At 72.2% G+C, this 24,392-nt stretch carries 19 protein-coding genes and 1 pseudogene; 7 read left to right on the top strand and 13 right to left on the bottom strand.

Going from position 1 to position 24,392, the window contains the following annotated elements; genetic code table 11:
* Positions 1-14 precede the first annotated feature (14 nt).
* Positions 15-725, bottom strand: a complete 711-nt coding sequence (locus tag GA0115233_RS31485) for a LuxR C-terminal-related transcriptional regulator (protein ID WP_093723723.1) — start codon at positions 723-725, stop codon at positions 15-17.
* The gene (locus GA0115233_RS31490; RefSeq protein ID WP_093723743.1) at positions 722-2,014 is read right to left on the bottom strand and encodes an ATP-binding protein; all 1,293 of its coding nucleotides are present in this window, start codon (positions 2,012-2,014) and stop codon (positions 722-724) included. The genes GA0115233_RS31485 and GA0115233_RS31490 overlap by 4 nt, the downstream gene beginning before the upstream one ends.
* 179 nt (positions 2,015-2,193) lie before the next feature.
* On the opposite strand from GA0115233_RS31490, the gene GA0115233_RS31495 reads away from it, so the two are divergent.
* Both GA0115233_RS31495 and GA0115233_RS31500 read left to right on the top strand, forming a co-directional pair.
* Entirely contained in the window at positions 2,194-3,642 is a 1,449-nt protein-coding gene (locus tag GA0115233_RS31495) for a PspC domain-containing protein (protein ID WP_093723724.1), read from the top strand.
* Complete coding sequence (locus tag GA0115233_RS31500; protein ID WP_093723725.1) at positions 3,629-3,865, top strand: hypothetical protein; 237 nt, start codon at positions 3,629-3,631, stop codon at positions 3,863-3,865. The genes GA0115233_RS31495 and GA0115233_RS31500 overlap by 14 nt, the downstream gene beginning before the upstream one ends.
* A 4-nt stretch (positions 3,866-3,869) precedes the next feature.
* Here the strand turns inward: GA0115233_RS31500 and GA0115233_RS31505 are convergent, their stop codons facing one another.
* Both GA0115233_RS31505 and GA0115233_RS31510 read right to left on the bottom strand, forming a co-directional pair.
* The gene (locus GA0115233_RS31505) at positions 3,870-4,403 is read right to left on the bottom strand and encodes a DoxX family protein (RefSeq protein ID WP_093723726.1); all 534 of its coding nucleotides are present in this window, start codon (positions 4,401-4,403) and stop codon (positions 3,870-3,872) included.
* 130 nt (positions 4,404-4,533) lie between these two features.
* Positions 4,534-5,811 carry a hypothetical protein gene (locus tag GA0115233_RS31510; RefSeq protein WP_093723727.1) on the bottom strand — a complete coding sequence of 426 codons (1,278 nt, stop codon included), beginning with the start codon at positions 5,809-5,811 and terminating at the stop codon, positions 4,534-4,536.
* Between the two features lie 166 nt (positions 5,812-5,977).
* Here GA0115233_RS31510 and GA0115233_RS31515 point away from each other — a divergent pair, with 166 nt between their 5' ends.
* Positions 5,978-6,865, top strand: a complete 888-nt coding sequence (locus tag GA0115233_RS31515; protein WP_093723728.1) for a DUF4429 domain-containing protein — start codon at positions 5,978-5,980, stop codon at positions 6,863-6,865.
* Between the two features lie 14 nt (positions 6,866-6,879).
* Here GA0115233_RS31515 and GA0115233_RS31520 read toward each other — a convergent pair whose 3' ends face one another.
* Positions 6,880-7,683: a class II aldolase/adducin family protein gene (locus GA0115233_RS31520; protein ID WP_093723729.1), complete on the bottom strand. Its 804-nt coding sequence runs from the start codon at positions 7,681-7,683 to the stop codon at positions 6,880-6,882.
* Positions 7,684-7,875: 192 nt separating this feature from the next.
* On the opposite strand from GA0115233_RS31520, the gene GA0115233_RS31525 reads away from it, so the two are divergent.
* Entirely contained in the window at positions 7,876-8,493 is a 618-nt protein-coding gene (locus GA0115233_RS31525; protein ID WP_093723730.1) for a hypothetical protein, read from the top strand.
* Positions 8,494-8,570: 77 nt separating this feature from the next.
* On the top strand, positions 8,571-9,077 hold the full coding sequence (locus tag GA0115233_RS31530) for a pyridoxamine 5'-phosphate oxidase family protein (protein WP_093723731.1): 507 nt from the start codon (positions 8,571-8,573) through the stop codon (positions 9,075-9,077).
* A gap of 16 nt (positions 9,078-9,093) precedes the next feature.
* Here GA0115233_RS31530 and guaA read toward each other — a convergent pair whose 3' ends face one another.
* The gene (guaA, locus tag GA0115233_RS31535; RefSeq protein ID WP_093723732.1) at positions 9,094-10,668 is read right to left on the bottom strand and encodes a glutamine-hydrolyzing GMP synthase; all 1,575 of its coding nucleotides are present in this window, start codon (positions 10,666-10,668) and stop codon (positions 9,094-9,096) included.
* 304 nt (positions 10,669-10,972) lie between these two features.
* Here guaA and GA0115233_RS31540 point away from each other — a divergent pair, with 304 nt between their 5' ends.
* Positions 10,973-11,326 (top strand): chorismate mutase, encoded by a 354-nt coding sequence (locus GA0115233_RS31540; RefSeq protein ID WP_093723733.1) that lies wholly within the window; start codon positions 10,973-10,975, stop codon positions 11,324-11,326.
* A 636-nt stretch (positions 11,327-11,962) separates the two neighbouring features.
* Complete coding sequence (locus GA0115233_RS31545) at positions 11,963-13,012, top strand: LPXTG cell wall anchor domain-containing protein (protein ID WP_093723734.1); 1,050 nt, start codon at positions 11,963-11,965, stop codon at positions 13,010-13,012.
* Positions 13,013-13,131: 119 nt separating this feature from the next.
* Here the strand turns inward: GA0115233_RS31545 and GA0115233_RS31550 are convergent, their stop codons facing one another.
* The 7 genes and pseudogenes from GA0115233_RS31550 to GA0115233_RS31580 form a co-directional block, all read right to left on the bottom strand.
* Positions 13,132-14,910 (bottom strand): GMC family oxidoreductase N-terminal domain-containing protein, encoded by a 1,779-nt coding sequence (locus tag GA0115233_RS31550; RefSeq protein ID WP_093723735.1) that lies wholly within the window; start codon positions 14,908-14,910, stop codon positions 13,132-13,134.
* A gap of 54 nt (positions 14,911-14,964) precedes the next feature.
* Positions 14,965-16,578, bottom strand: a complete 1,614-nt coding sequence (locus GA0115233_RS31555; RefSeq protein WP_093723736.1) for a succinic semialdehyde dehydrogenase — start codon at positions 16,576-16,578, stop codon at positions 14,965-14,967.
* A 104-nt stretch (positions 16,579-16,682) separates the two neighbouring features.
* Positions 16,683-18,323, bottom strand: a complete 1,641-nt coding sequence (locus GA0115233_RS31560; protein WP_093723737.1) for a protein kinase domain-containing protein — start codon at positions 18,321-18,323, stop codon at positions 16,683-16,685.
* Positions 18,324-18,404: 81 nt separating this feature from the next.
* On the bottom strand, positions 18,405-20,075 hold the full coding sequence (locus GA0115233_RS31565; RefSeq protein WP_093723738.1) for a serine/threonine-protein kinase: 1,671 nt from the start codon (positions 20,073-20,075) through the stop codon (positions 18,405-18,407).
* Positions 20,076-20,156: 81 nt separating this feature from the next.
* Complete coding sequence (locus GA0115233_RS31570; protein ID WP_093723739.1) at positions 20,157-21,287, bottom strand: serine/threonine-protein kinase; 1,131 nt, start codon at positions 21,285-21,287, stop codon at positions 20,157-20,159.
* Between the two features lie 74 nt (positions 21,288-21,361).
* Positions 21,362-22,984 carry a serine/threonine-protein kinase gene (locus tag GA0115233_RS31575; protein WP_093723740.1) on the bottom strand — a complete coding sequence of 541 codons (1,623 nt, stop codon included), beginning with the start codon at positions 22,982-22,984 and terminating at the stop codon, positions 21,362-21,364.
* 129 nt (positions 22,985-23,113) lie between these two features.
* Positions 23,114-24,392: pseudogene (locus tag GA0115233_RS31580) on the bottom strand (serine/threonine protein kinase); the annotation flags it as partial.

A 24,392-nucleotide genomic window follows, 5' to 3' on the forward strand; every position in this document is an offset into this window, starting at 1 on the left:
GGCCGGGGAACGCGTCACACGAGCCGTCGTGCCGTCGCCCAGCGCGTCAGCTCGTGCCGGTTGGACAGCTGGAGCTTGCGCAGCACCGCCGAGACATGGGACTCGACCGTCTTCACCGAGATGAACAGCTGCTTGGCGATCTCCTTGTAGGCGTAGCCGCGGGCGATCAGCCGCAGCACCTCGCGCTCGCGCTGGGTGAGCCGGTCCAGGTCCTCGTCGACCGGCGGGGCGTCGGTGGAGGCGAACGCGTCCAGCACGAAGCCCGCCAGGCGGGGCGAGAAGACCGCGTCGCCCTCCTGGACCCGGAAGATGGAGTCGACCAGGTCGGTCCCGGTGATCGTCTTGGTGACATAGCCGCGCGCGCCCCCGCGGATCACCCCGATCACGTCCTCCGCGGCGTCCGACACGGACAGGGCGAGGAAGCGCACCGGCCGCTCGGTGTCGGCCATCAACGGCGCGCAGCGGCGCAGCACTTCGACCCCGCCGCCGCCCGGCAGATGCACATCGAGCAGGACCACCTCGGGCCGGGTCGCGGTGATGACCGTGACCGCCTGGTCGACGTCCGCGGCCTCCCCGACGACCTCGACACCGGTCTGCTCGGTCTGCCCGATCTCGGCCTGGACTCCCGTGCGGAACATGCGGTGGTCGTCGACGAGGACCACACGCACCCGGCGCTCCCCCGCGCTGCCGGTGGCCTCCGCCGTACCGTTCGCCTCGTCGCTCATGACGTCTTCTCCGCCCTCTCCATCTCCAGTTCGACCTCCGTGCCGCCGTCGGGCACCGCGCGCAGCCGCGCCGTGCCGCCGTTGCGCTCCATGCGGCCGATGATCGATTCTCTGACGCCCATGCGGTCGGCGGGTATCGAGTCGAGATCGAAGCCGGGGCCGCGGTCCCGGACGGACACGAAGACCGTCCTCCCCTCGACCTCGGCGTAGACCTGCACGGCGCCGCCCTCGCCACCGTACTTGGCGGCGTTCACCATCGCTTCGCGCGCCGCCTGCATCTGGGCGCCGGTCCTCTCGTCGAGCGGGCAGTCGCCGACCACGACGACCTCGATGGGGACGCCGTGCTTGTCCTCCACCTCGGCGGCGTTGCGCCGGACCGCGTCGGCGAGCGTGGCCGGTTCGTCCTCCTCGTCCTTGCCGGTGCCCTCGGGCTTGTACAGCCAGGTGCGCAGATCGCGCTCCTGGGCGCGGGCGAGGCGGCGCACCTCGCTCGCGTTCTCCGCGTTGCGCTGGATCAGGGTCAGGGTGTGCAGCACGGAGTCGTGGACATGGGCGGCGACCTCGGCCCGCTCCTGGGCGCGGATGCGCATCAGGCGCTCCTCGGAGAGGTCCTGGGTCATACGGACGAGGTACGGACCGGCGAGGAGTGTTATCCCCACGAGGACGGCGAGGGCGGCCTGGAGGACGGAGCCGAGGTGGGCGGCGGAGCCCTGGAGCACGAAGATGCCGGTGACGCCCGCGGTCACCAGCAGGACACCGCCGGCCGCGCGCAGCAGATTGAGCGTGCGCCGTCTGCGGCCGACCTCCATCCAGCGGGCCCGGCGGGCGTTGTCGGCCTGCCGCCAGACCAGGGCGACACCGGCGGCGACGAGCACGGCGGGCCAGAGATAGGCCTGGGCGCCGCTGCCGAAGTCGACGCTGCCCACGAAGATCATGGCCACCACGACCATGAGGAGCAGGGCGACGATCTGGCCGCGGTCCGGTCTGCGGGCGACGAGTCTGCGGCGGCCGTCCGCCGAGGTCTCGGTGGTGACGAGGGAGGGCGGCTTCTGCCCGCCGACCCCGCCGACGCCCAGCGGTACGAAGAACCAGAACGCCGCGTACAGCAGGGCGCCCAGGCCGTCCGCCATGAACAGTCCGACGAAGACCAGCCGCACCCAGACCACGGGCAGCCCGAGGTGTCCGGCCAGCCCCCGCGCCACGCCCCCGAGCCAGCGTCCGTCGCTGCTGCGGTAGAGCTTGCGCGGCGGCCGCGGTTCTGCGAGGGGCGCTGCTGCGGCTTCCGACATGCCTTCGATGGTCACACGGTCGGTGCGGCGGAGCATCAGGGTTCACCCCCGAGACTCCCCCGATCTTCGAACCGGCGCCGTGGCGGACCCCTCCCGGGCGTCGGGTCAGGGGCGATATCAGGGTCCGGCCAGGGTCGTTCCCACTGCCGCCGGGGCGCCCCGGCCGTCACCATGGACGCATGACTGATCACGAGCACGCCGCGACGGGTCCGGGACCCGGCTCCGGCCCGCGCCCCGGCGGGGGCACCGGGCCGCGGGACGGCGCACCCGCCGCGGCCACGGCTCCCGGTGCGGACGGGGGCTCGCGCGCGCACGGGCCCGCGCCCGCGCAGGAAGAGGGAGGGAGCGTCCAGCTGCCCGACCGGTGGCACCGGGACCGGCAGCACAAGATGCTCGCCGGGGTGTGCTCGGGGCTGGGACGCCAGTGCGACATGGACCCGGTGATCTTCCGGATCACCCTCGCGGTCCTCTCCGCGACCGGCGGCCTCGGTCTGATCTTCTACGGCTTCGCCTGGCTCCTCGTGCCCTACGAGGACGAGGAGGAGAACGAGGTCCGCAAGCTGCTGACCGGCCGGGTGGACGGCCAGGCGCTGACGGCGGTGCTGTTCGCGCTGGTCGGCTGCGGTGTGTTCCTGACCATGATGACGAACGGCGGGGTGCTGTCCTTCGCCGTCATACTCTCCCTGCTCCTGGCCGGCGCCGGGTACTGGTCGCGGCAGCGCGGCGGCGCCGACCCCGATCCGCTCGCGGCGCAGGCCGTCGCCGACGCCCCGCCGGAGGCCAAGGCGCCGCCGGTGCCCGCGGCCTACCCCTCCTGGTGGCGCGACCCCATCGTCAAGGACGGCACGCACGACGGCGGCACCGGCTATCTGTGGGGGCCCCGCGACTCCCGGGACCGGGACATAGCGGCGGCGGTCGACGTGAGCCTCGGCCCGGGGTACGGGCACCGTCCGGCGGACCCCGCCGCCCGCCGCCCCGGCCCGCCGGGACCGCGCGGACCGCGCTGGATCGGCGGGTGGATATTCCTGCTGGCCCTGGTCGCCGGCGGCCTGGGCACCGGCCTGACCTGGGAGCACGAGCCGCTCGGCACCAGCCTCCAGACGGGCTTGGCCGCGGCGCTGATCGTGTTCGGCGTCGGGATCGCGGTCAGCTCGTTCCTCGGGCGCACCGGTGCCGGGTCGGTGTTCCTGGCGGTGCTCACGGCGGGGATGCTGGCCGCGTCGGCGGCACTGCCCAAGGACATCGGCACGAAGTGGATACGGACCGCCTGGGAGCCGGCCACCGTGGCGGAGGTCGAGCCGCGCTACGACCTGGGCACCGGTGTCGGGACCCTGGACCTGAGCGGGCTGAAGGTGGCCAAGGGCAAGACGGTGACCACCAGGGCCGACGTGGGTGTCGGCCAGCTGAAGGTGATCGTGCCGCCGGGGGTGACGGTCGAGGCCGACATCAACGTGGGCGTCGGGGACATCCAGCTGCCGGGTGAGGACAAGGAGGACGTGGATGTGGCACCGGGTCGGAACAAGGAGGTCACCCTGAAGCCGGTGAAGGGTTCCAAGGCCGGGGGCACCATCGAACTCGACCTCAATGTGGGCCTCGGGCAGGCGGAGGTGAGCCGTGCTGCGTCATGAGTTCCAGCCCGGACGGCTGGTCGCGGGCACCTTCCTGACCCTCGCGGGCGTGCTGTTCGCCGGTGACGCGGGCGGGGCGTGGGACACACCGTGGTTCGTGATCGTCCCCCTGGTGGTGGGCGGCCTGTTCCTGGCCGGGGCGACGGGGCTGCTGGTCCGCGGGATACGCCGACGGAGCGGCACCCGCCCCGAGGCGGGGGCCGGCCGGAGGGCACCGCTGTGAGCGGTTACGCCTCGTACCCCGACCGCAGCCTCCTGCGGTCCCGGAGCATCGCGTCCACGGAGAGGTAGGGGGTGCCGGCCAGGACCAGGGGCAGCCAGGCCATCAGGTAGGCGAGGTCGTTGCCGTAGTAGTACGGCTCCGCGGCCCAGCTCACCGTGAGCCAGAGGCTGAGGGAGATCAGGGCACCGCCGAGGGCGGCGAGGCGGCCGAGGATGCCGAGGAGGATGCCGATGCCGACGGCCAGCTCGCCGAAGGCGATGGCGTAGCCGAAGGCGACCGGGTTGTCGAGGGCCATGTCGACCATGGAGGGGATGGCGGCGGAGTCCCGCACCGCGCGCATCATGTCGCCGATGGAGCCGGAGCCGGAGTCCTTCAGGAAGGCGCTGTCGGTGAGTTTGTCGAGCGAGGCGTAGATAAAGGTGACGCCCAGGAAGATCCGGAGGGGAAGGAGGGCGTAGTGGGTGGCGAGGTCGCGCCAGTTCCGGCCGCCGCCGTCGAGGTAGGGGTCGTGCGTGTCGGTACGGAAGCCATGGGTCATCGGTGCCGCCTCTCGCCCGTCGGGACGTGCCCCTCAAAAGGGGATACGTATACCGGCCGGGGACCGCTCAATCCTGACCAGACCATTTTCTCCGTGATGGCGGGTTTTCGCCCCTGCCGGAGGGGCTGGGTCAATCCGTCACGTCGATGGCGTACCGCCCCGTCTCGACGCCCGCGGCCGTGACCACCTGGACCTCCACCCGGCCGGGTTCCACGTCCGCCGGGACGGGGACGGTGAGGACCGTGTCGGTGGGGTTGCTGAAGCCGCCCCGGACCGGGACGAGGGGGACGTGCACGTTGACCGGGCCGATACGGACGACCATGCGGGCGAGGCGGTCGGCGGTGCCGGCACCCGGGGGCACGAAACCGGCGCCGCGGATCTCGATGTCGTCGCCAGTGCGGATCGGGCCGTCGAGGTCTCCGGCCTCCCGGGAGCGGACGACGGAGAGGATCACCGGGCGCCCGCCCTCCGCGTACTTCCCGGCCACGTAGGTCGCGGCGGAGATCAGGACGACCAGGGCCAGGCCCCAGGGCAGGTCCGGGAGCTGGTCGGGGCGGCGGCCCAGGCGTACCGCGGCAAAGAGGAGGGCGACCGCGCCGATGACGACGTACTGGATGTCCGCGAAGGTGCCGCGGCCCGCGTCGTCGGTGAGGAGGTCGGCGGCGCGGGGGCGGTCCGCCCGTACCTTCTGCAGGCGCTGGCCCAGCACCCGCACGCCCACCACCCGGCGGACCAGGACCGCGACCGCGCACACCACGGCCAGGACGGTCACCGCCCCGGCGCCGCGGGCCAGTTCGAGGCCGGAGATCAGGTCGTCGCGTTCGTCGGGGTCGGAGGCGGCGGCGAGGCGGCCGGCCAGGAACAGCACGGCGTAGGCCACGAAGAGCACCCAGGCCACGGCCACCGCGCGGGAGGTGGACAGCCGGTTGTCCTCGCCGATGACCGGTGCCAGCGCGCCGCCGCGGGCGCGGTGGAAGTAGGACGCGGCGGTCAGCGCGCCCGCGGTCACCACGGCCGCGAGCAGTCCGGCCGTGCGTGCGGTGGTCCAGCCCGGGCCGATCGCGGTCAGCGCCTGCACCAGCAGAAGCAGGACGACCAGGCCCCACAGGGTGTACACGCTGCGGCGCCAGAGCCGGGCCAGCCAGGCCTCGCCCTCGGCGCGCCGGCGTTCGGCGACGAGGACCGCGGACTGGGTCAGTTCCTCCGACACCCACTGGCGGGAAGCGGAGGCCGAGTGGGCCACGGCGGCGGGCAGTCCCTGACCGGCGGCGAACTCGTCCCGTTTCGACAGGAACTCGGCGACCGCCCGCCGATGCCCCTCCCGCACCCCGTGCGGACAGTCCCCGCAGGTGCAGCCGCCGTCGTGCGCACCCACCTCCGCGCGCTGTCTCGCGTCTTGCACCGCCACGACCGACGCCCGCCTCTCCCATGCTCCGTCACGCCACAACTCCACTGCGACGCGAGCGAATTGTGCCCTACACCACCCCCCGCCCGCCCGGCAGGTCCGCTTCGCGGGAGGGCCGCGAGGAGTGATGTCCGAACCGCCGTGTTGACCCGGCTGGGAGAATCGGTCCATGGCCGAGATCATCCAGCGCGACGGGACCTGGGCCTTCGACGGCACAACGATCAGGATCACACCGGGCCTGCACCGCTCGGTGCCGCTGTTCCGGCAGACGTACGGGGAGATCGCCGTCCCTCTGGAGGCCGTGGCCGGGGTCGTCTTCGAACCCGAGCGCAAGCGCGGGCGGTTGCGGATGCGGCTGCGCGAGGGCGCGGACCCGCTGCTCCAGGCGACCGGCGGACGGCTGCCCGAGCCCGCGGACCCGTACCGGCTGACGGTGGACGTGGACCGGGCCGGGGTCGCCGAGTACGTGGCCGAGGAGATCCGCCGCTCGCTGCTGCTGGACCAGATCCCCGCCGAACCCACCAAGGCCTATCTGCTGCCCGGTCCCCCGGTGCCTGTGTCGGTGCGTTCCTCGGACGGAACGGTCTCCTTCGACGGCGTCCAGATCCGTATCGACTGGGCCGACACCTCCGACCGGGTCAAGCGGGCGACCGGGCCGCGGATCATCGGCATCGCCGATGTCGTGCAGGTGGAGTGGCTGCCCAACTCGGGGTACGAGGACGGCTTCCTGCGGTTCGTGACCCGGGAGACGGCGCTGTCCAAGCTCCCTCCGGAGAAGGACCCGTACGCCCTGGACCTGTGGGGCAGCGCGCGCCGGGATCTGCTCACCGCGCTGGTCGCGACCGCGGTGACCGCCCGGCTGCCGCACCCCTCCACCCGTACCGGCGTGGGATACGCCGAACCGGCCGGCCGGCTCACCGCGCCCGTGCCGCCGCCGTCCGACCACCACGACGTGCTGCTGCGCAGGCTGCGGGAGTTGGGCGAGCTGCACCGCGACGGGGTGCTCACGGACGAGGAGTTCGCGATGACGAAGGCGGCCGTGCTGCGGGGCTTCTGAAACTCTGGCCGGCCCTAGCTGAGCAGGTCCGGCTCGCTGCGGCTGATGTCCTGCCACATCGGCTGGTAGTTGATCCACGCCACCAGGTCCCCGCCGAGCTGCTCGCGGGTGGCGACCGCGGCCTTGTGGTCGATGAGGACGGGGCGGCCCGCGGCCTTCGCGGCGAGCTGGACCTGGCAGGAGCGTTCCAGGGACATGAACCACCAGGCCGCCGCGTCCACCGAGTCCCCCACCGTCAGCAGCCCGTGGTTGCGCAGTACCAGCGCCTTGCAGGAGCCGAGGGCGGCGGCGATCCGGCGGCCCTCCTCGGCGTCGACGGCGACCCCGCTGTAGGCGTTGTAGAGGGCGAGATCCTCGTAGAAGGCGCAGCTCTCCTGGGTGATCGGGTCGAGCAGTTCGCCGAGGGCGGCGAGGGCACGGCCGTGCACGGAGTGGCAGTGGGCGACGGCGACGACGTCGGGGCGGGCGGCGTGGACCTGGGCGTGGACGGTGAAGGCGGCCTGGTTGACGTGGTACCGGCCCTCGACGACCTGCCCCTCGGAGTTGGCCAGCACCAGGTCGCTGACGGTGACGTGCCGGAAGGGCATGCCGAAGGGGTTCACCCAGAAGCAGTCGCTGTACTCGGGGTCGCGCGCGGTGATGTGTCCCGAGACGCCGTCCTCGAAGCCGAGGCGGGCGAAGACGCGCAGGGCGCCCGCGAGCCGCTCCTTGCGGTGCCGGCGTTCGTCCTCGACGGAGTCGTGCCTGGGAGGCATGGCGAACCGCAACCGGTCCGTCGGGAGGGCGGGGGGCGGGGTGGGCCCGGTCGTCCCGTGCATCGAGTCCTCCGGCACTCGGTGATCGTACGGGCGGAAGCTACCGCCGGTGGGCGCGGCGGCAACAGGTCATTGCGCAATGATGACGTACGCAACAGAAACAGGGCGCACCACCTTCCCGATGGTTCACGGGTCTGATGTCCGGAATGGGAACTTCGGCGCCGTTTTCCAGCCAACCGGACCTCAGGAGCTTCCGTGAGTCTCGCCGAGCAGCGCATCACCGCGGTCATGCGGCAGGTCTCGTCTCAGGAGATCGTCGCGCTGAGCCATCCCTTCGCGAGGATCCGGACGGTGGCGGCGCTGGCGTACATCGCGGAGGCGTACGGCTTCCGGTACGCCGACACCCGGGTCGTGGGCAACGAAATGTGCGTGTACCTGGTGCGGGATCGCGCTGACCGGGTGCGGCAGCGAGCGACGGCCAACGCGGCGGCGTTCCCGCAGGCAGGAGCGGGCGGCCCGGTGCCCGGGATGCGACGGGGCACGCTCACCCCGCTGCCCGACGCCGAGCCGGAGGTAGCGGTGCTGAAGGCGCTGATCAGGTACGACGCCTACGGCGGCCTCAATCGGAAGCTGACGCAGGCGTTCGCGGTCGTGAGCGCGGCGGTGTTGCTGTTGCTGTGCCTGGCGACCGGGGAGTACCTCGTGCTGATGCCGCCGACCGTGCTGATACCGGGCTTCGTACTGGTCTCGCTGCGGGTCGGCTCGGTCCGGCGCGCCAGGCTGGCCACGAAGCTGACGGCGGCGGGCTGCACGCCGGTACGGGACCAGCAGGGCCGGGACCGGTTCCTACGGCCGGCCCCGGACGACGTCTGAGCGCGCCCCGGCCCCGTGCCCGCGCCACCGGCCCAATCCGGACAGAAGATGTCGGGTATCGGCGCCAGACTGGCCGTATGACAGTGAACTGGGCGGCTTTCGCCGCGGCGGAACCGGAGTTCGCGCGCACCGTGGAGGCGCGCTTCGGCGCCTACACCCACCATGTCCTCGCCACGCTCCGCAAGGACGGCTCGCCGCGCACCACCGGTCTGGAGGCCACCTTCAAGAACGGTGAGCTGTGGCTCGGGATGATGGCCGACTCGATGAAGGCGCTCGACCTGCGCCGCGACCCCCGTTTCTCGCTCATGGCGAACCCGGGGGAAGGCACCGGCATGGGCGGCGGCGACGTACGGATCAGCGGCCGGGCGATCGAGGTCGAGGACCCGGAGGTGAAGGCCTCGTACGGGCAGGACCCCGAGAAGGAAGAACCCCCGAAAAGGGAAGAGGTGGAACAGCCGGAGCCGTTCCACCTCTTCCGTGCCGAGCTGACCGAGGTCGTGCGGACCTACGTCGAGGACGAGAAGTACCTCGTCCTGCAGATCTGGAAGCCCGGCGGGCCCGTGCGCGTCATCAAGCGCACGTGAGGGCCGTAATGGGCCCTTACTCCCACTCGATGGTCCCCGGCGGCTTCGAGGTGACGTCCAGGACGACGCGGTTGACGTCCCGCACCTCGTTGGTGATCCGGGTGGAGATCTTCGCGAGGACGTCGTACGGCAGACGCGACCAGTCGGCCGTCATGGCGTCCTCGGAGGAGACCGGGCGCAGCACGATCGGGTGGCCGTAGGTGCGGCCGTCGCCCTGGACGCCGACCGAGCGGACGTCGGCGAGCAGGACCACCGGGCACTGCCAGATGTCGCGGTCCAGGCCGGCCGCGGTCAGCTCCTCGCGGGCGATGGCGTCGGCCTCGCGCAGCAGGTCAAGGCGCTCCTTGGTGACCTCGCCGACGATCCGGATGCCGAGGCCGGGGCCCGGGAAGGGCTGGCGCTGGACGATCTCCTCGGGCAGGCCCAGTTCCTGGCCGACCATCCGGACCTCGTCCTTGAACAGCTTGCGCAGCGGCTCGATGAGCTTGAACTCAAGGTCCTCGGGAAGGCCGCCCACATTGTGGTGGGACTTGATGTTGGCGGTGCCGGTGCCGCCGCCGGACTCCACGACGTCCGGGTAGAGCGTGCCCTGCACCAGGAACTCCACCGCCGGACCTTCGTCGGCGATGATCTCGGCCTGCGCCTGCTCGAAGACCCGGATGAACTCGCGGCCGATGATCTTCCGCTTCTCCTCGGGGTCGGAGACCCCCTTCAGGGCGGTGAGGAAGCGCTCCTCGGCGTCCACGACCTTCAGCTGCACGCCGGTCGCGGCCACGAAGTCCTTCTCGACCTGCTCGGTCTCACCCTTGCGCATCAGACCGTGGTCGACGTAGACGCAGGTGAGCTGGGAGCCGATGGCCTTCTGGACCAGCGCGGCGGCCACCGCGGAGTCGACGCCGCCGGACAGACCGCAGATGGCGCGCTTGTCGCCGACCTGCTCGCGGATGGCCGCGACCTGCTCGTCGATGACGTTGCCCGTGGTCCACGACGGGGTGAGCCCGGCGCCGCGGTACAGGAAGTGCTCCAGCACCTGCTGGCCGTGCGTGGAGTGCATGACCTCGGGGTGGTACTGGACGCCGTAGAGCTTCTTCTCGTCGTTCTCGAAGGCGGCGACCGGGACGACGTCCGTGGACGCGGTGACGGTGAAGCCCTCGGGGGCGGCGGAGCAGGCGTCGCCGTGCGACATCCACACGTGCTGCTCGTCCGGGGTGCCCTCGAAGAGGGTGGAGGACGACTTGGAGACGTGCAGGTCGGTACGGCCGTACTCGCGGGCGCCGGTGTTGTCGACGGTGCCGCCGAGGCTCTGCGCCATGAGCTGGAAGCCGTAGCACATGCCGAAGACGGGGACGCCGGCCTCGAAGAGCGCGCGGTCGATCCGCGGGGCGCCCTCCTCGTACACGGACGAGGGGCCGCCGGAGAGGATGATCGCCGCCGGGTTCTTGGCGAGCATCTCCTCGACCGGCATGGTGCTCGGCACGATCTCGCTGTAGACCCGTGCCTCGCGGACGCGACGGGCGATGAGCTGGGCGTACTGCGCGCCGAAGTCGACGACCAGGACGGTGTCGGGGGCGGCGTGGGTCGCTGGTGACACGGGTTGCCTTCCGGCGGCTTGACAAGGGCTGTGGCATCGATTCTAACGGGGTGGCGAACGGCCCCTCGCGTCTCAGGATGCGAACCCGGTTGGGCGCCCGCGGCGGGGGGCGGCATACTGACCGCATGCTCACGCAGACGACCTTCCTCTTTACCTATGGCATCCGGCCCGCCGGCTGCCATGGTCGTGCTGCTTGAGCAACTGACAAGCGACTTCCCAGGCGCCCCGGGCCGACAAGGCCCGGGGCGTCTGGCGTTTCCGGGCCGTGCCGATCCGGGGCCCCCGCCACCACGAGGAGCCCCCGATGACCGCGACCGCCACCGAGACGACCGCCACGGAAAAGACCGAGAACGCCGAGAAGACCGGGAAGGCCGAGAAGACGGCCGCCGAGAAGACCGGCGCCCGTACCGACGAGGCCGCCGGTGTGATCACCGGTGCCCGTGAGCGCATCGACTCACTCGACGACCGGATCATCGGCCTGATCCAGGAACGGATGGCCGTCTCCGCCGTGATCCAGGAGGCCCGGATCTCCTCCGGCGGCCGTCGGGTGAACCTCTCCCGCGAGATGGAGGTCCTCGACCACTACCGGCAGGCGCTGGGCAAGCCCGGCACCACGCTCGCCATGACGCTGCTCGAACTGTGCCGCGGTCGCATCTGAGTTCGAGGCCGCCCTCACCCGTACGGCGCGTGACCGTGACGGCGGACGCGTCGTTGGTGCTGTTGTCCGCGTCAGCCAGGGGCGGGCCCGAAAGAACCACGCGTGGCTCACTGGAGCGATGAGACGTACGTGCGTGCGTCGTGGGACCTCGTTCCAGTCCTGTGACCGGACGGCAGGGGACAGCAGCCCGGTCACCCAAGAGTCGGCTCCGGGGACGCCCGGGGCCGGCCGGCGGGAAGCGATCAGGCCGCTCCCGACAGGACAACTCCAAGGCTGGACCGAAAGCTTGCGAAGGCCCCGGCGTTCCAGCACGATGCGAGGAAGGCCCCGAGTCCCGGGGGTCAGGACCTCTCCGACCACACGCGGCGCAACCCCCCGGCGCCGCTCCCAGGCACCGGCGCTGCCCTGACGTCGGTGCTGACGAAAGAAGGGCCCCGCGGCTGCGTACCGCGGGGCCCTTCGCCATGCCCGGCCACTGACGCACCGGTGCTCCGCCGCAGGTGAGACGGCTCACATAAAAATTCTGTGAGCACGGACGCAACCATCCCCCCAGGTCGTGGATCAAACCCTGCGTATCAAGGGCCACACCCGCGCCCCCCAACGCGGAGGTCACACCTTCGACTTTCCGAGGTCCCCATGAAGCTTCGCCGTGCACTGGCCGTCGCCGCCGCGACAGCGGCCCTCGCTCCGGTCGCGCTGATGTCCGCCCCGGCCGCGTTCGCCACGGGCGACACCACGCCGAGCCCGGTCTCGACGGAGAGCACTCCGGCCACCGAGGAGAGCACGCCCGCGAACGAGGAGACCTCGCCGGAGACGACCGAGAGCTCTCCGGCCCCCGAGGAGACCGAGGCGGCGCCGACCACCACGGCTCCGTCCACCGAGGAGACCTCCCCGGCACCCGCCGGTTCCAGCCCCGCCGCCACCGAGTCCTCCCCCGCGCCGAGCGAGAGCACCCCGGCCGAGGACGAGGAGGAGGGCGACGACGAGGAGGCCGTCGAGGAGTGCCCGGTCGACGAGGACGGCGCGCCGATCTGGGACATCAGCGACGTGCTGCACACCTCCCTCACCGGTCTGCCCGAGAGCATCGTCGCGGGCAGCGGCTGGACGGACTTCACGTTCAACGTCAGCAACTCCGGTGACGAGGCGATCGAGAACATCGTGCCCGTCGTCGGCGTCGGCGCGCTGGACTGGGAGTTGGAGGAGGACTACAGCGACCTGGTCACCGTGCAGGTCCGCAGCGGCGGCTCCTGGGTGGACATCGCCACCGGGTTCGGTGAGGGCGGTGTGCTCAACGCCTTCACCCTCAAGGGCGGCCAGGCGATCTCCTACGACCTGCGGGTGAAGGTCGACCGTGAGGTGCCGAGCGCGGTCGGCATCGCCATCGGCCTGGCCGAGTACTCCACCGAGGACGGCTGCTGGACCTCCGAGGACGAGAACTTCGGCATCTACTTCTTCGAGGTGCTGCCCGCCGGTTCGGACCCGGGCAAGCCGAACGACTCCAAGCCGCAGACCGGCGGCAAGGACGAGATCACCGACGTCGACGAGGTCGACGTCGACGGTGAACTCGCCGAGACCGGTGCGGACTCGGGCCTGCCGGTCGTCGCCACCGTCGGCGGTATCGCGATCCTCGCGGGCACCGGTGTGGTGTTCGCGATGAAGCGCCGCAAGGCGGGCGCCGCGGCGTAGGCCCGCGGGGCACCCCGGACAGGGGCACCGGACAAGAGAAGGACCTGCGCTCGGAGGGGGGCGCAGGTCCTTCTCTTTTCGTCCGTCAGGGCGCGGACCCTTGGTCCGACAGAGCGGGCCTACTTCTTCGGCGGCACCGTCGGCATTCCCAGGAACGGCAGTCGCAGCGCGCCGAACGCCTCCGCCGGAACCGCCGGCGACTTCGGCTCCACCGGCTGGAGCCGCTCGTACGGCTGGTTCTGCGCGGGGCGCGGGTCCTCCTCGCCCTTGTTGGGCCAGTACGACATCGCCCGCTCGGCCTGCGCCGTGATGGTCAGCGACGGGTTCACGCCCAGGTTCGCCGAGACCGCGGCGCCGTCGACCACCGAGATGCCCGGGTGGCCGTAGAGCCGGTGGTACGGGTCGATCACACCGGTCTGAGGAGAGTCCCCGATCGGGCAGCCGCCGAGGAAGTGCGCGGTGAGCGGGGTGCCCATCAGTTCGCCGATGTTGGAGCCGGCGAAGCCGTTGATCGACGCGGCCAGGGCACTCGCGCCCTCGGTGGCGGCCTTGATCTGGGTCGGGTTGGGGGCGCCGTGGCCCTGGCGCGCGGTGAGCATGCCCTTGCCGATGCCGCCCTGCTTCAGGTGTGTCGTCAGGGAGTTGTCCAGCGACTGCATCACCAGGCCGATGATGGTCCGCTCCGACCAGCGGCGGTTGGAGAGCGAGCGCAGCACCAGCAGCGGATGCCGGACGGCGTTGGAGAGCCAGGCCCCGAGGCGCGGGCCGCCGTCGGTGTAGGGCACCTGGAGGATGGTCAGGCTGCCCATGGAGTTGGAGCCCTTGCCGTAACGGACGGGCTCGATATGGGTGTTGGCGTCCGGGTGGACGGAGGAGGTGATGGCGACGCCGCGGGTGAAGTCGACCTTCTTCTCGCCGGTCGCCTTGCGGTAGCGGCGGTTGTCGGTCTGGGCGCCCACCAGTGCCTCGGAGTTGGTGCGGGTCAGCTCGCCCAGCTTGGGCGAGAGGTGGGGCAGGTTGCGGGTGGCCTTCATACGGTGCAGCAGGGTCTGGGTGCCGTAGGTGCCCGCGGCGAGGACGACCCGGCGGGCCTTGAAGACGCGGCCCTTGCCCTTCTTCTTCCGGTCCGTGGGCAGGGTGGTGACGGCGTAACCGCCCTGCGAGTCCTCCGTGACCGCCACCACCGTGGTCATGGGGTGCACGACCGCGCCCGCCTGCTCGGCGAGGTAGAGGTAGTTCTCGTTGAGGGTGTTCTTCGCGCCGTGACGACAGCCCGTCATGCACTCGCCGCACTCGGTGCAGGCCCGGCGGGCGGGTCCGGCGCCGCCGAAGTACGGGTCCTCGACCTGCTCGCCGGGTGCCGCGCGCCGGGAGCCGTCGGCGTCCTCGCCGTCGCCGAAGAAGACCCCGACCGGCGCCATGTGGAAGGTGTCCCCGACGCCCATCTTCTGGGCGGCGTCCTTGAGATGGACGTCGGAGGGGGTCATGGTCGGGTTGAGCCGTACGCCGAGCATCCGCTGGGCCTGGTCGTAGTACGGCTTCAACTCCTCCTGCCAGTCGGTGATGTCCCGCCACTGCGGGTCCTCGAAGAACGGCTTCGGCGGTACGTAGAGGGTGTTGGCGTAGTTGAGGGACCCGCCGCCCACGCCCGCACCGGCCAGCACCATGACGTTGCCCAGCAGATGGATGCGCTGGATGCCGAACAGGCCGAGCTTCGGCGCCCAGAGGTAGTTCTTCAGGTCCCAGGAGTTCTTCGGCAGGGTGTCGCGGGTGAAGCGGCGGCCCGCCTCCAGGACGCCCACGGTGTAGCCCTTCTCCGTCAGGCGCAGGGCGGTCACCGAGCCGCCGAAGCCGGAGCCGACGACGATGACGTCGTAGTCGTAAGCGTCCTCAGGCACGTGCGTTGTCTCCTTTGCGCAAGCCGTGCGGCGGGCGTCGTTCAAAGCGACGGCCTAGCGGAACCGGAAGGCCTTCATCAGCCGCAGGCTGCGGCTCATGAACTGGGCGTACTTCTCGTCGTCCATGCCGAGCGAGGGCGCCATCGGCAGCAGACGCTGGTGGGCGACGGTCTGGGCCTCGGTGTACTTGAGGATGCCCTCGGAGCCGTGGCGGCGGCCGAGGCCGGAGTCCTTCATGCCGCCCATCGGGGACTGGACGCTGCCGTAGGCGGGCGCGTAGCCCTCGTTGACGTTGACGGTGCCGGTGCGCAGCCGGGCGGCGACGGCGCGGCCGCGGCGGCCGTCCTTCGTCCAGACCGAGGAGTTGAGGCCGTAGGGCGTGGCGTTGGCGTGCTCGATCGCCTCGTCCTCGCTGCTGAAGCGGTAGAGGGAGACGACCGGGCCGAAGGTCTCCTCGGTGCAGACCGCCATGGGGGCCTCGACGCCGTCCAGGATGGTCGGTTCGAAGAAGTACGGGCCGATGTCGGGGCGGGCGACGCCGCCGGCGACGAGCTTGGCGCCCTTGGCGACGGCCTCCTCGACATGCCGCTTGACGGTCTCCAACTGGCGCTCGCCGACCAGGGAGCCCATGTCGGCGCCGTAGGCGAGGGAGCGGCCGAGGCGCATGGCCTTGGTACGGGCGGCGAAGCGCTCGACGAAGGCGTCGGCGATGGACTCGTGGACGTAGAGCCGCTCGATGGAGATGCACAGCTGGCCCGCGGAGGAGAAGCAGGCGCGGACGGCTCCGGCGGCGGCCTTCTCGATGTCGGCGTCGGCGAGGACCAGCATGGCGTTCTTGCCGCCGAGTTCGAGGGAGACGCCGACCAGCCGGGCGGCGGCGCTCCGGGCGACCTCGCGGCCGGTGCGGGTGGAGCCGGTGAAGGAGACGTAGTCGGCGTGGCGGACGACCTCGGGGCCGATGACGGGGCCCTCGCCGAGCACGACCTGGAAGACGTCGGCGGGCAGTCCGGCCTCTATCAGCAGGTCACGGGCCCACAGGGCGGTCAGGCAGGTCTCGGTGTCCGGCTTCATCACCACGGCGTTGCCCGCGACGAAGGCGGGCAGGGCGTCGCCGACGGAGAGCTCCAGCGGGTAGTTCCAGGGCGCGATCTGGCCGACGACTCCGCGGGGGTGGCGCAGTTCGGTCACCTTGGTGAGGGTGGGCATGGCCCCGGCGTGCCGCTTGGGCTTGAGGTAGGCGGCGGCGCGGCGGCCGTAGTGCCGGGCGGCGACCGCGACGGCCTGCACCTCCTCGTGCGCGTGCAGGCGGGCCTTGCCGGTCTCCAGCTGGATGAGGTCCAGCACCTCGGCCTGGCGGGCCAGCACCAGGTCGTGGAAGCGCAGCAGGACGGCGGCGCGCTCGCGTACCGGGGTCTGCGCCCAGACGGCCTGGGCGGCGCGGGCGGCGGCGTAGGCCTTCTCCACGTCCTCGGGCGTGGACTCCGGCAGGTCCGCCAGCTTCTCGCCGGTGAACGGCGTGTGGTTGGCGGTCCGGCCCGATCCGGCCACGCCCCGGGTCAGCTGGGCGACCAGCTCGGGGGTGACCACGTCGGCGGCCGTGCGGGCGCCCTCGGGGGCGGGAGCGAGGGGATTCGTGCCGGTCTGTACCGGGGCCTGCGAGTCCGTCATGACGCGCAGGGTATGCCGCGGGGGAAGCTTTGTGTACCCGTCGGTAACGGGGATTCACCGAGTGCTCACATGCTGCCAGCGACCACTGGCAACAAACACGCTGATCAGGGCGTTGTGGCAATGGTGAGCCGGTCCCGGGCGGTGTTGAAAACCTCCGTGCCCAGCTTCTCCTCCGCGCCGCCCTCGGGCATCTCCACAAGCAGCTCGTACAGGCGGTTGTCGTCGGTGCGCACGAACAGCTCCATGACCCGCTTGCGCAGGTCCGGGTCGCCGTAGGTGCTGTCGGCCTGGACGGCCTCCCAGCCGTGGAGGGTGGTCTCGGTGTACCGCGTTCTCGCGTTCCCGAAGAACTTCCAGGTCTCCGCGTGCTGCTTCGCCTGGCTCACGGGGGTGCCGGGTGCCCGGTCCCACCGGGTGAGGCGGAGCTGGACGGGCCCGTCCGGGTCGGCGTACTCGACCGTGCGGGGCTGTACCTCGGCGCTGCCCGAGCGGGCGAACTCCTGGTACTCGGCGGGGAGGACGAGGGTGGCGCCCATGGGCTTCTCGGTGAGGGAGACCCAGCCGTCGGAGAGAGCGGGAGTGGGGGTGGGGGTGGGGGTGGGCTTGGCACTGCGTCCTTGTTCCGCCGCCTCGGGCCGGGTGGCCGCCCCGCTGTCGGGCCCGGTGAGGAAGGAGACCGCGAGCCAGCAGGCGCCGACCAGGAGGGCGCCGAGGAGGGCCAGCGGGAGGGGGCGGCGGTGCAGGGGGCGGCGCGGGGACGGGGGTGACGGTGGGTCGGGTACGGATATCGGCCCGGCGGCGGTCTCGGGGTCCGGGGCCAGCCGCATCGTGCGGATGTCCTCGCCGAACTCCGGCAACTGGGAGGCGTCCTGCGGCTCGGGGGCGTCCGGTGACTCGGGCTCGTACGGCTTCTCGGGGGCCGCGGCCTGAAGCGCCGCCGCGGTCTCGGCGGCGTCGGGGCGGTCGGCTGGGTCCTTGGCGAGCAGGCGGACCAGGAGCGGGGCGAGGGGGCCGGCGCGCTCGGGCTCGGGCGGGTCCGCGGAGAGGATCGCGGCGAGCGTGGACTCCACCGTCGTACGGCGGAACGGGGACCAGCCCTCCACGGCGGCGTACAGCAGCACGCCGAGGGACCACAGGTCGGAGGCGGGGCCCGCGGTACGGCCGGACATCCGCTCGGGGGCGACGAACTCCAGCGAGCCGACGAACTCGCCGGTGGCGGTGAGGGATTCCTCGCCCTGGATGTGGGCGATGCCGAAGTCGGTGAGCACGACCCGGCCGTGCGGTCCGAGCAGGACGTTGGCGGGCTTCACGTCCCGGTGCACGATGCCCACGGAGTGCGCGGCGCGCAGGGCGCCGAGCACGGCGAGGCCGGTGCGGGCGGCTTCGGCGGGGTCCATCGGGCCCCGCTTGAGCACCTCGTGCAGCGACTCGCCGCGCACCAGCTCCATGACGATCCAGGGCAGCCCGTCCTCCTCCACGACCACGTCGTGGATGGAGACGGCGCAGGGGTGGTCCACCCGGGCGGCGGCCCGTGCCTCCCGGGAGAGCCGGTGCGCGGCCCGCTGATAGGCCTCGTCCTCCGGTTCCCCGGGCAGCCGGGGCTCCTTCACGGCGACATCCCGGTCGACGAGCCCGTCGTGGGCCCGCCAGACGGTACCCATACCCCCGGAGCCGATCCGCTCGATCAGCCGGTAGCGCCCGCCGACCAGGCGTCCGCCGCGCTGGTGTTCGCCGCCGTCACTCATGCCCCATGCCTATCGCGCGCGGCGGGCGCTTGTCGACGCGGGGCCGAACGGCGGGTCCGGCAGCGGGTCCGGCGGCGTGGATCAGGGGTTGTGGATCTTCCAGTTGTCGATCGCCGTCTGCGCGATGTCGCGGCTGTCCTCGGTGAAGTAGCCCTCGCCCGGGTAGTCGATCCACAGCCGGTGCATGTCGCCGTTGTCCGCGCGGTAGTACAGCACCCGTGCCTCACGCTTGAGCGGGGCCGTGCTGCTCGTCGTCGTGTACTTGATGATGTTCTCGGCGGCCTCCCGCTCCTTCCAGCGGGTCTCCTTCGGCTTCCCGGAGGGGGCCGGGTCGCTCGCCATGTCCCAGGTGTACTCGCCGTCCTTGAGCGACTCCCAGTCGGCGAACGCCTTCTCGCTCGCGCTGCCCGGGATCTCGCCGTCCTTGTCGTCCTTCTTGATGTCCCGGTCGACGGTGATCCGCACGGCCCCGCTGGGGTCGGCGTACCGCACGATGGTCCCGTCCGAATCGCTCTCGTCGGGGAGCTTCTTGAAGCCCGGCGGCATGCTGAGGGTGCTGCCGACCTTCGTGCCGAGGTCCTGTGCCTTCCAGCCGTCGGGCGTGGACCCGGCGAAGGGGTCGGCGAGGACGAGGTACGCCGCCACGGCCGCCGCGACGACGCCGGCGCCGATCACGGTCAGCGCCTTGACCCCGAGACGGATCCCCCAGCCCTGGTCGCCGCCGTCGGCGCTGCCGAGCCGCACGACCTGCGTGGGTGCGGGCGCCGGGGGATTCGCCGCCGCCTCCAGCAGCGCGCGCGTCTGGGTCGCGTTCGGGCGGTGGGACGGGTCCTTCTGGAGGAGGCCGGTGATGACCTCGGCGAGGGGGCCCTGCGCGGAGGCGGGGGCGGCCGGGGTCGCGTTGAGGACGGACTGCAGCGTGGCCGGGGTGTTGCTGCGGCGGAACGGCGAGACGCCCTCCGTCGCCGCGTACAGCACCACGCCGAGCGACCACAGGTCCGAGGCCGGGCCGGGCCGCTGCCCCAGCACCCGCTCGGGCGCGATGTACTCGGGCGAGCCCACGAAGCCGCCGGTGTCGGTGAGGTTGGTCTCGCCCTCGATCTGGGCGATGCCGAAGTCGGTGAGCACGACCCGGTCGTGCCGTCCGAGCAGCACGTTGTCCGGCTTCACGTCCCGGTGCAGGATGCCCGCCGCGTGCGCGGCCTCCAGCGCGCCGAGCACTTCGAGGCCGATCCGGGCCGCCTCGCGCGCGCCGAGGGTGCCCTCCTGCAGAACGCTGCCGAGTGAACGTCCCTGCACCAGCTCCATGACGATCCACGGCTGACCGTCGACGACCGCGACATCGTGCACGTTCACCACGGCCGGGTGGTCGAGGCGGGCCGCGGCACGGGCCTCACGGCGCATCCGCTCGAAGGCGTTGGCGCGTTCCCGCTCCGGCAGGTGGTCCGGGATCCGCGGCTCCTTGACGGCGACCTCGCGGTCCACCGTCTCGTCCTTGGCCCGCCACACCGTGCCCATGCCGCCGTGCCCGAGCTTGCTCAGCAGCCGGTACCGGCCCGCGATCAGGCGCCCGGCGCCGGGATCCTGGGCGGCGGGCGGCTGAGGCGGCACCACCTGGGTGGGCGCCGCATAGGGGTTGCCCGGGTGCGGCACACTGTCCGGATGCGGCACGCCCGCGGACGGCCTCGGCGGCTGCAGGCCGAAACTGGTTGGCTCGTCGGCCCCGTAGGGGGCTCCCCCGTTGCTGCTCATGGGTTCATCCATATCGCGGCACGGGCCCCACGTTCCACTTCGAACACTGTCCGGTAGCAGACCCGTGACCCGAGGCGCGCCTTATCTCCCATTTATGTGCGTGCGTGAGGACAGCGACGCCGAGGGCGAGTGCGGCGAGTGCGAGGGCGGGACCGACGTACTCACCGACGTCCCGGGCGCCGGGCTGCTCGACACCGGACTCGTCGGCGCCGGAACGTTTCCGCCCCCTCCCTCGCGCATCAGCAGCGCCACCCCCGACACCCCGGCCACGGCCACCGCGGCCACCAGCACGCCGCCCACCAGCAGCCCACGCGGCGACCGCCACACCGAGGTGACCGGCGCCGACTCCGGCGAACGCCCCGTGGCCAGCAGTTCCCGCAGCATCCACTCGGCCCGCACCGCGTCCAGCCGCCGCATCGGGTCGCGCTCCAACAGCCCGCGCACGACCGGCAGCAGCGGTCCCGTCTGCGGGGGCGGCCGTATCTCGTCGAAGAGGACCGCGTGCAGGATGCCGCCCATCGAGTCCCGCCGGAACGGCGACTGGCCGCTGACCGCCGTGCACAGCAGCGCCCCCAGCGACCACAGGTCGGAGGCGGGACCGGTACCGGCGCCGGACATCCGCTCGGGCGCGGTGTACTCGGGCGAGCCCACGAAGGTGCCTGCCTCGGTGAGAGTGCTGGCGCCCGCGACCTGGGCGATGCCGAAGTCGGTGAGCACGACCCGGCCGGTCCCGGAGTCGATGAGCACGTTCGCGGGCTTGATGTCCCGGTGCAGCACCCCGGCCGCGTGCGCGGTGTGCAGCGCGCTCAGCAGATCCGCGCCGATCCGCGCGGCCTCGGCGGCGTCCACCGGGCCGTAGGCGGAGATCCGGTCGGCGAGCGAGCCGCCCTCGATCAACTCCATGACGATGTACGGCCGTTCGGCGTGCTCCACGATGTCGTGCACCACGATGATGTGCGGATGCCGCAGCCGTGCGACCGCCCTTGCCTCGCGCAGGGTCCGCTCCCGGCGCTGCCGGAGGTCCACCGGGCCGAGCGCGCCCGAGTCGCTCTCGTCGAAGGGGAACTCCTTGACGGCCACCCGTCGCCCGAGCAACTGGTCGGTGGCACGCCACACCACACCCATCCCGCCGCGCCCGATCCGGTCCTCCAGCCGGTAACGCCCCGCGATGACCCGGAAGTTGCCGTCCCCCTGATCCCCATGGGTCGCCATACGCCCCATGATGCCCGCCGGACGCCCTGCTTCCCCGCCGCTGATCGGCCAACTCTGTTACAGATGCGCAGAGTTCAGGACACCGGCTCGCGCCAGCTCCGCAGCACGGCCTCGAACCGCTTCTTTGCTTCGGGGAACTCATCGACCGGGGCCGCCATGTAGAAGGCGTACTCCGCTCCGTCGCGGGCGATGTAGAGCTGGTCGACCGCCTGGAACGGACCCGGGAAGCTGGAGTCCTTGGCCAGCTGCGTCCAGGTGTACTCCAGCCGCGCCGCCTGCCGGTCGCGGTAGGTGGTGCTCTCCAGCACGCGCGTGTCGTAGTCGACCAGCCGGTCCCCCAACTGCTGGTCCAGCGAGACCATGTGGGGGTAGGGGTCGTCGTACTGCGGACTGGTGTCCACGGCGATCCGCAGCAGGTTCCGGCCCCCGTCGGGCGAGTAGTCGATCTGCTGGAGGGAGCCCGATTCCTGCGGGTTGCTCCGCTTCCACCCCTCGGGCAGCGAGAGGCTGAAACCGAGGGGGTCCTCGATACGCTCCCAGCCGTCCGGGACGTTGCTCTGCGGGGTCGAATCCGGTGTGCCGGTGCCGGACGGGGTGGAGGTGGGCGTCGGGCTCTGCGAGGAGGACGCGCCGTCCGCACGCCGCCCCTCGTCCCACTTCTGCAGCGCGACCACCGTGCCCCCGCCGACCAGCGCGGCCAGCACCACCACGAGCGCCAGCAGCCGCACCCGGCGCCGCTTGGGCGGGGCGGGCGGGGTGTACGGGGTCGGCTGCACCGGGGTGTACGGCGTGTGGGGCGCCGTATGCGGATGCGTACGCCGCTCCGGCGCTGGCGGCGCGTGCGAGACCTGCGTCGGCACGTACACCTGCGCCGCCTGCGGACGCCGTCCCTCGGCCGCCTCGGCGAGCATCTGCTCGGCCGCCGCCGCGTCGGGGCGCACCGCGGGGTCCTTGTGCAGCAGCGCGGCGATGACCGGGCCCAGCGGACCGGCGTGCGCGGGCTGTTCGGCCTCCTCCTCCACGACCGCCTGCATGGTGGTCAGCGGCGAGGTGCGGCGGAACGGGGAGCGGCCCTCGACGGCCGTGTAGAGGGTGGCGCCGAGCGCCCACAGGTCGGAGGCGGGGCCCGGGTCGTGGCCGCGGATCCGCTCGGGGGCGAGGTAGTCGACCGAGCCGACGACCTCTCCGGTGCGGGTGATCGTGGTGTCGCCCTCGATCTGCGCGATGCCGAAGTCGGTGAGCAGGACCCGGCCGTCGTCGCCGAGCAGGACGTTGCCGGGCTTGACGTCACGGTGCAGCACCCCGGCGGAGTGCGCGGCGCGCAGGGCGCGCAGCACCCACATGCCGATCCGGGCGGCCTCGCGCGGCTCGATCCGGCCGTGCTCCTTGACCGCGTCGGCCAGCGAGTGACCCTCGACCAGCTCCATCACGATCCACGGCCGGGCGTCGTGATCGAGCACGTCGTGCACGGTGACGACCGCGGAGTGGTTGATCCGCGCCGCCGCCCGCGCCTCGGCCCGGGTCCGGGCGAGCAACCGGTCGCGGTCGCTGTCGGAGACGTAGTGCGCGGCGGTCAACTCCTTGATGGCGACGGCCCGGTGCAGCACCTCGTCGTGTGCCCGCCATACCCGGCCCATGCCGCCGCTGCCGATGGTGTCGACCAGCCGGTAGCGCCCCGCGATGGGCTGGCCCTGCATCTGATTCACGTTGCCCCGCAATGCTCTTGACAGGCTCAGAGTAGGGACCGTGTCCCGCCCTGGGAACAACGGGGGTGACACAGAGACATCACTGTGACGGTTGTCGTCACGCAGAGTTGAGGACGCGGATCAGCCGGTCACCTGGTAACTGGCCGACGCCTGCTCGAACAGCCGGGTCACCTCGTCCCGTTCCGCCTCCGGTCCGCGCACCTGGACCACGTGGTACCGGTCGCCGACCAGGATGGCGACATTGCGTACGTACCGCTCCCGCCCCGCGTCGTCGGTCCAGGTGAACTGGCCCTCGGCCATGACCTTCCCGCCCACCTGGATGGTCTTCAGACCGGTGGAGGTGGCCCAGCTTGAGTCACGGTAGGGCTGGAGTTCGGGCTCGTCCTCGCGCTGGTACTCCATCGGGTCGTCGCCGTACTTCGCGGTGGTGTCCCGGCCCGGTACGACGATCAGCTCGAAGTCGCCGTGCGCGTACACGACCTGGCCGCGGCCGTTCTTCCCGGAGCGGTCCCAGCCGTTGGCCACGGCGACCCGGAAGCCCTCGGCGTCCGTGCGCAGGGTGAAGCCGTCGGCGACCTCGGGGCCGGTGGTCTGCGACTGGGTCGAACCGGAGGACTTCGAGGGCGCCTTGCCCCCGGAGCCGTCCGTCTCCTCGCCCGGCGAGGTCGCGTCGGGGCGCGGCTCGCTGCTCGCCTCCGGCGCCCGGGTGACCTCGCCCGTGGCGCCGGTGCGGTCGGTGTCGTCGGCGCCACTGCTGTCGGCCTTCGGCATGAACAGCACGGCGTACGCGATGGCTCCCGCCAGGAGCAGCAGTATCAGCAGGAGCAGGGTACGGCCGAGGCTGCGCGGCGAACGGGCCTCCGGCCGGGCCCGCTTGTGCCGTCCGTGGTGCGCGGGCAGCCCGGCGCGCCGCCTGCGCACCAGCTCGCCCCGGCGCCGCACCACCGGCAGCCGGCCGACGTCGGCGGGCGGCACGGGCACCACATGGGCGCCGGCCTCCGGCTCGGGGGCGGAGCGCACCAGGGAGCGCAGCCAGCCGCGCAGCTCCTCGAAGTCCAGCCGCTCGGTGGGGTCCTGGCGCAGCAGCGACTCCACGACCGGCCGCAGCGGACCGCACTCCTCGGCGAAGGCGGGCGGCTCGGCGCACACCATCTGCACCAGCTCGGCCGTCGACTCCTCGGGGTACGGGGCGTGCCCCTGCACCGCCCGGAACAGCAGGGCGCCCAGCGCCCACAGGTCGGTCGCGGGCCCGATGGGCGGCGCCAACTGCCAGTTCTCGTGCACGGGTCCGGCCTGCTCCGGTGCCCAGCGCTCGGTCACCGGCCCCACGACGGCCATCCGGGCCTGCCGGGCGCGCTCGGCGGCGAGCGCGGTGGCGGGGCCGCGGGGGCGGGGCGGG

The sequence above is a fragment of the Streptomyces sp. DI166 genome (genome assembly GCF_900091315.1).
Classification (GTDB): Bacteria; Actinomycetota; Actinomycetes; order Streptomycetales; family Streptomycetaceae; genus Streptomyces; species Streptomyces fuscus.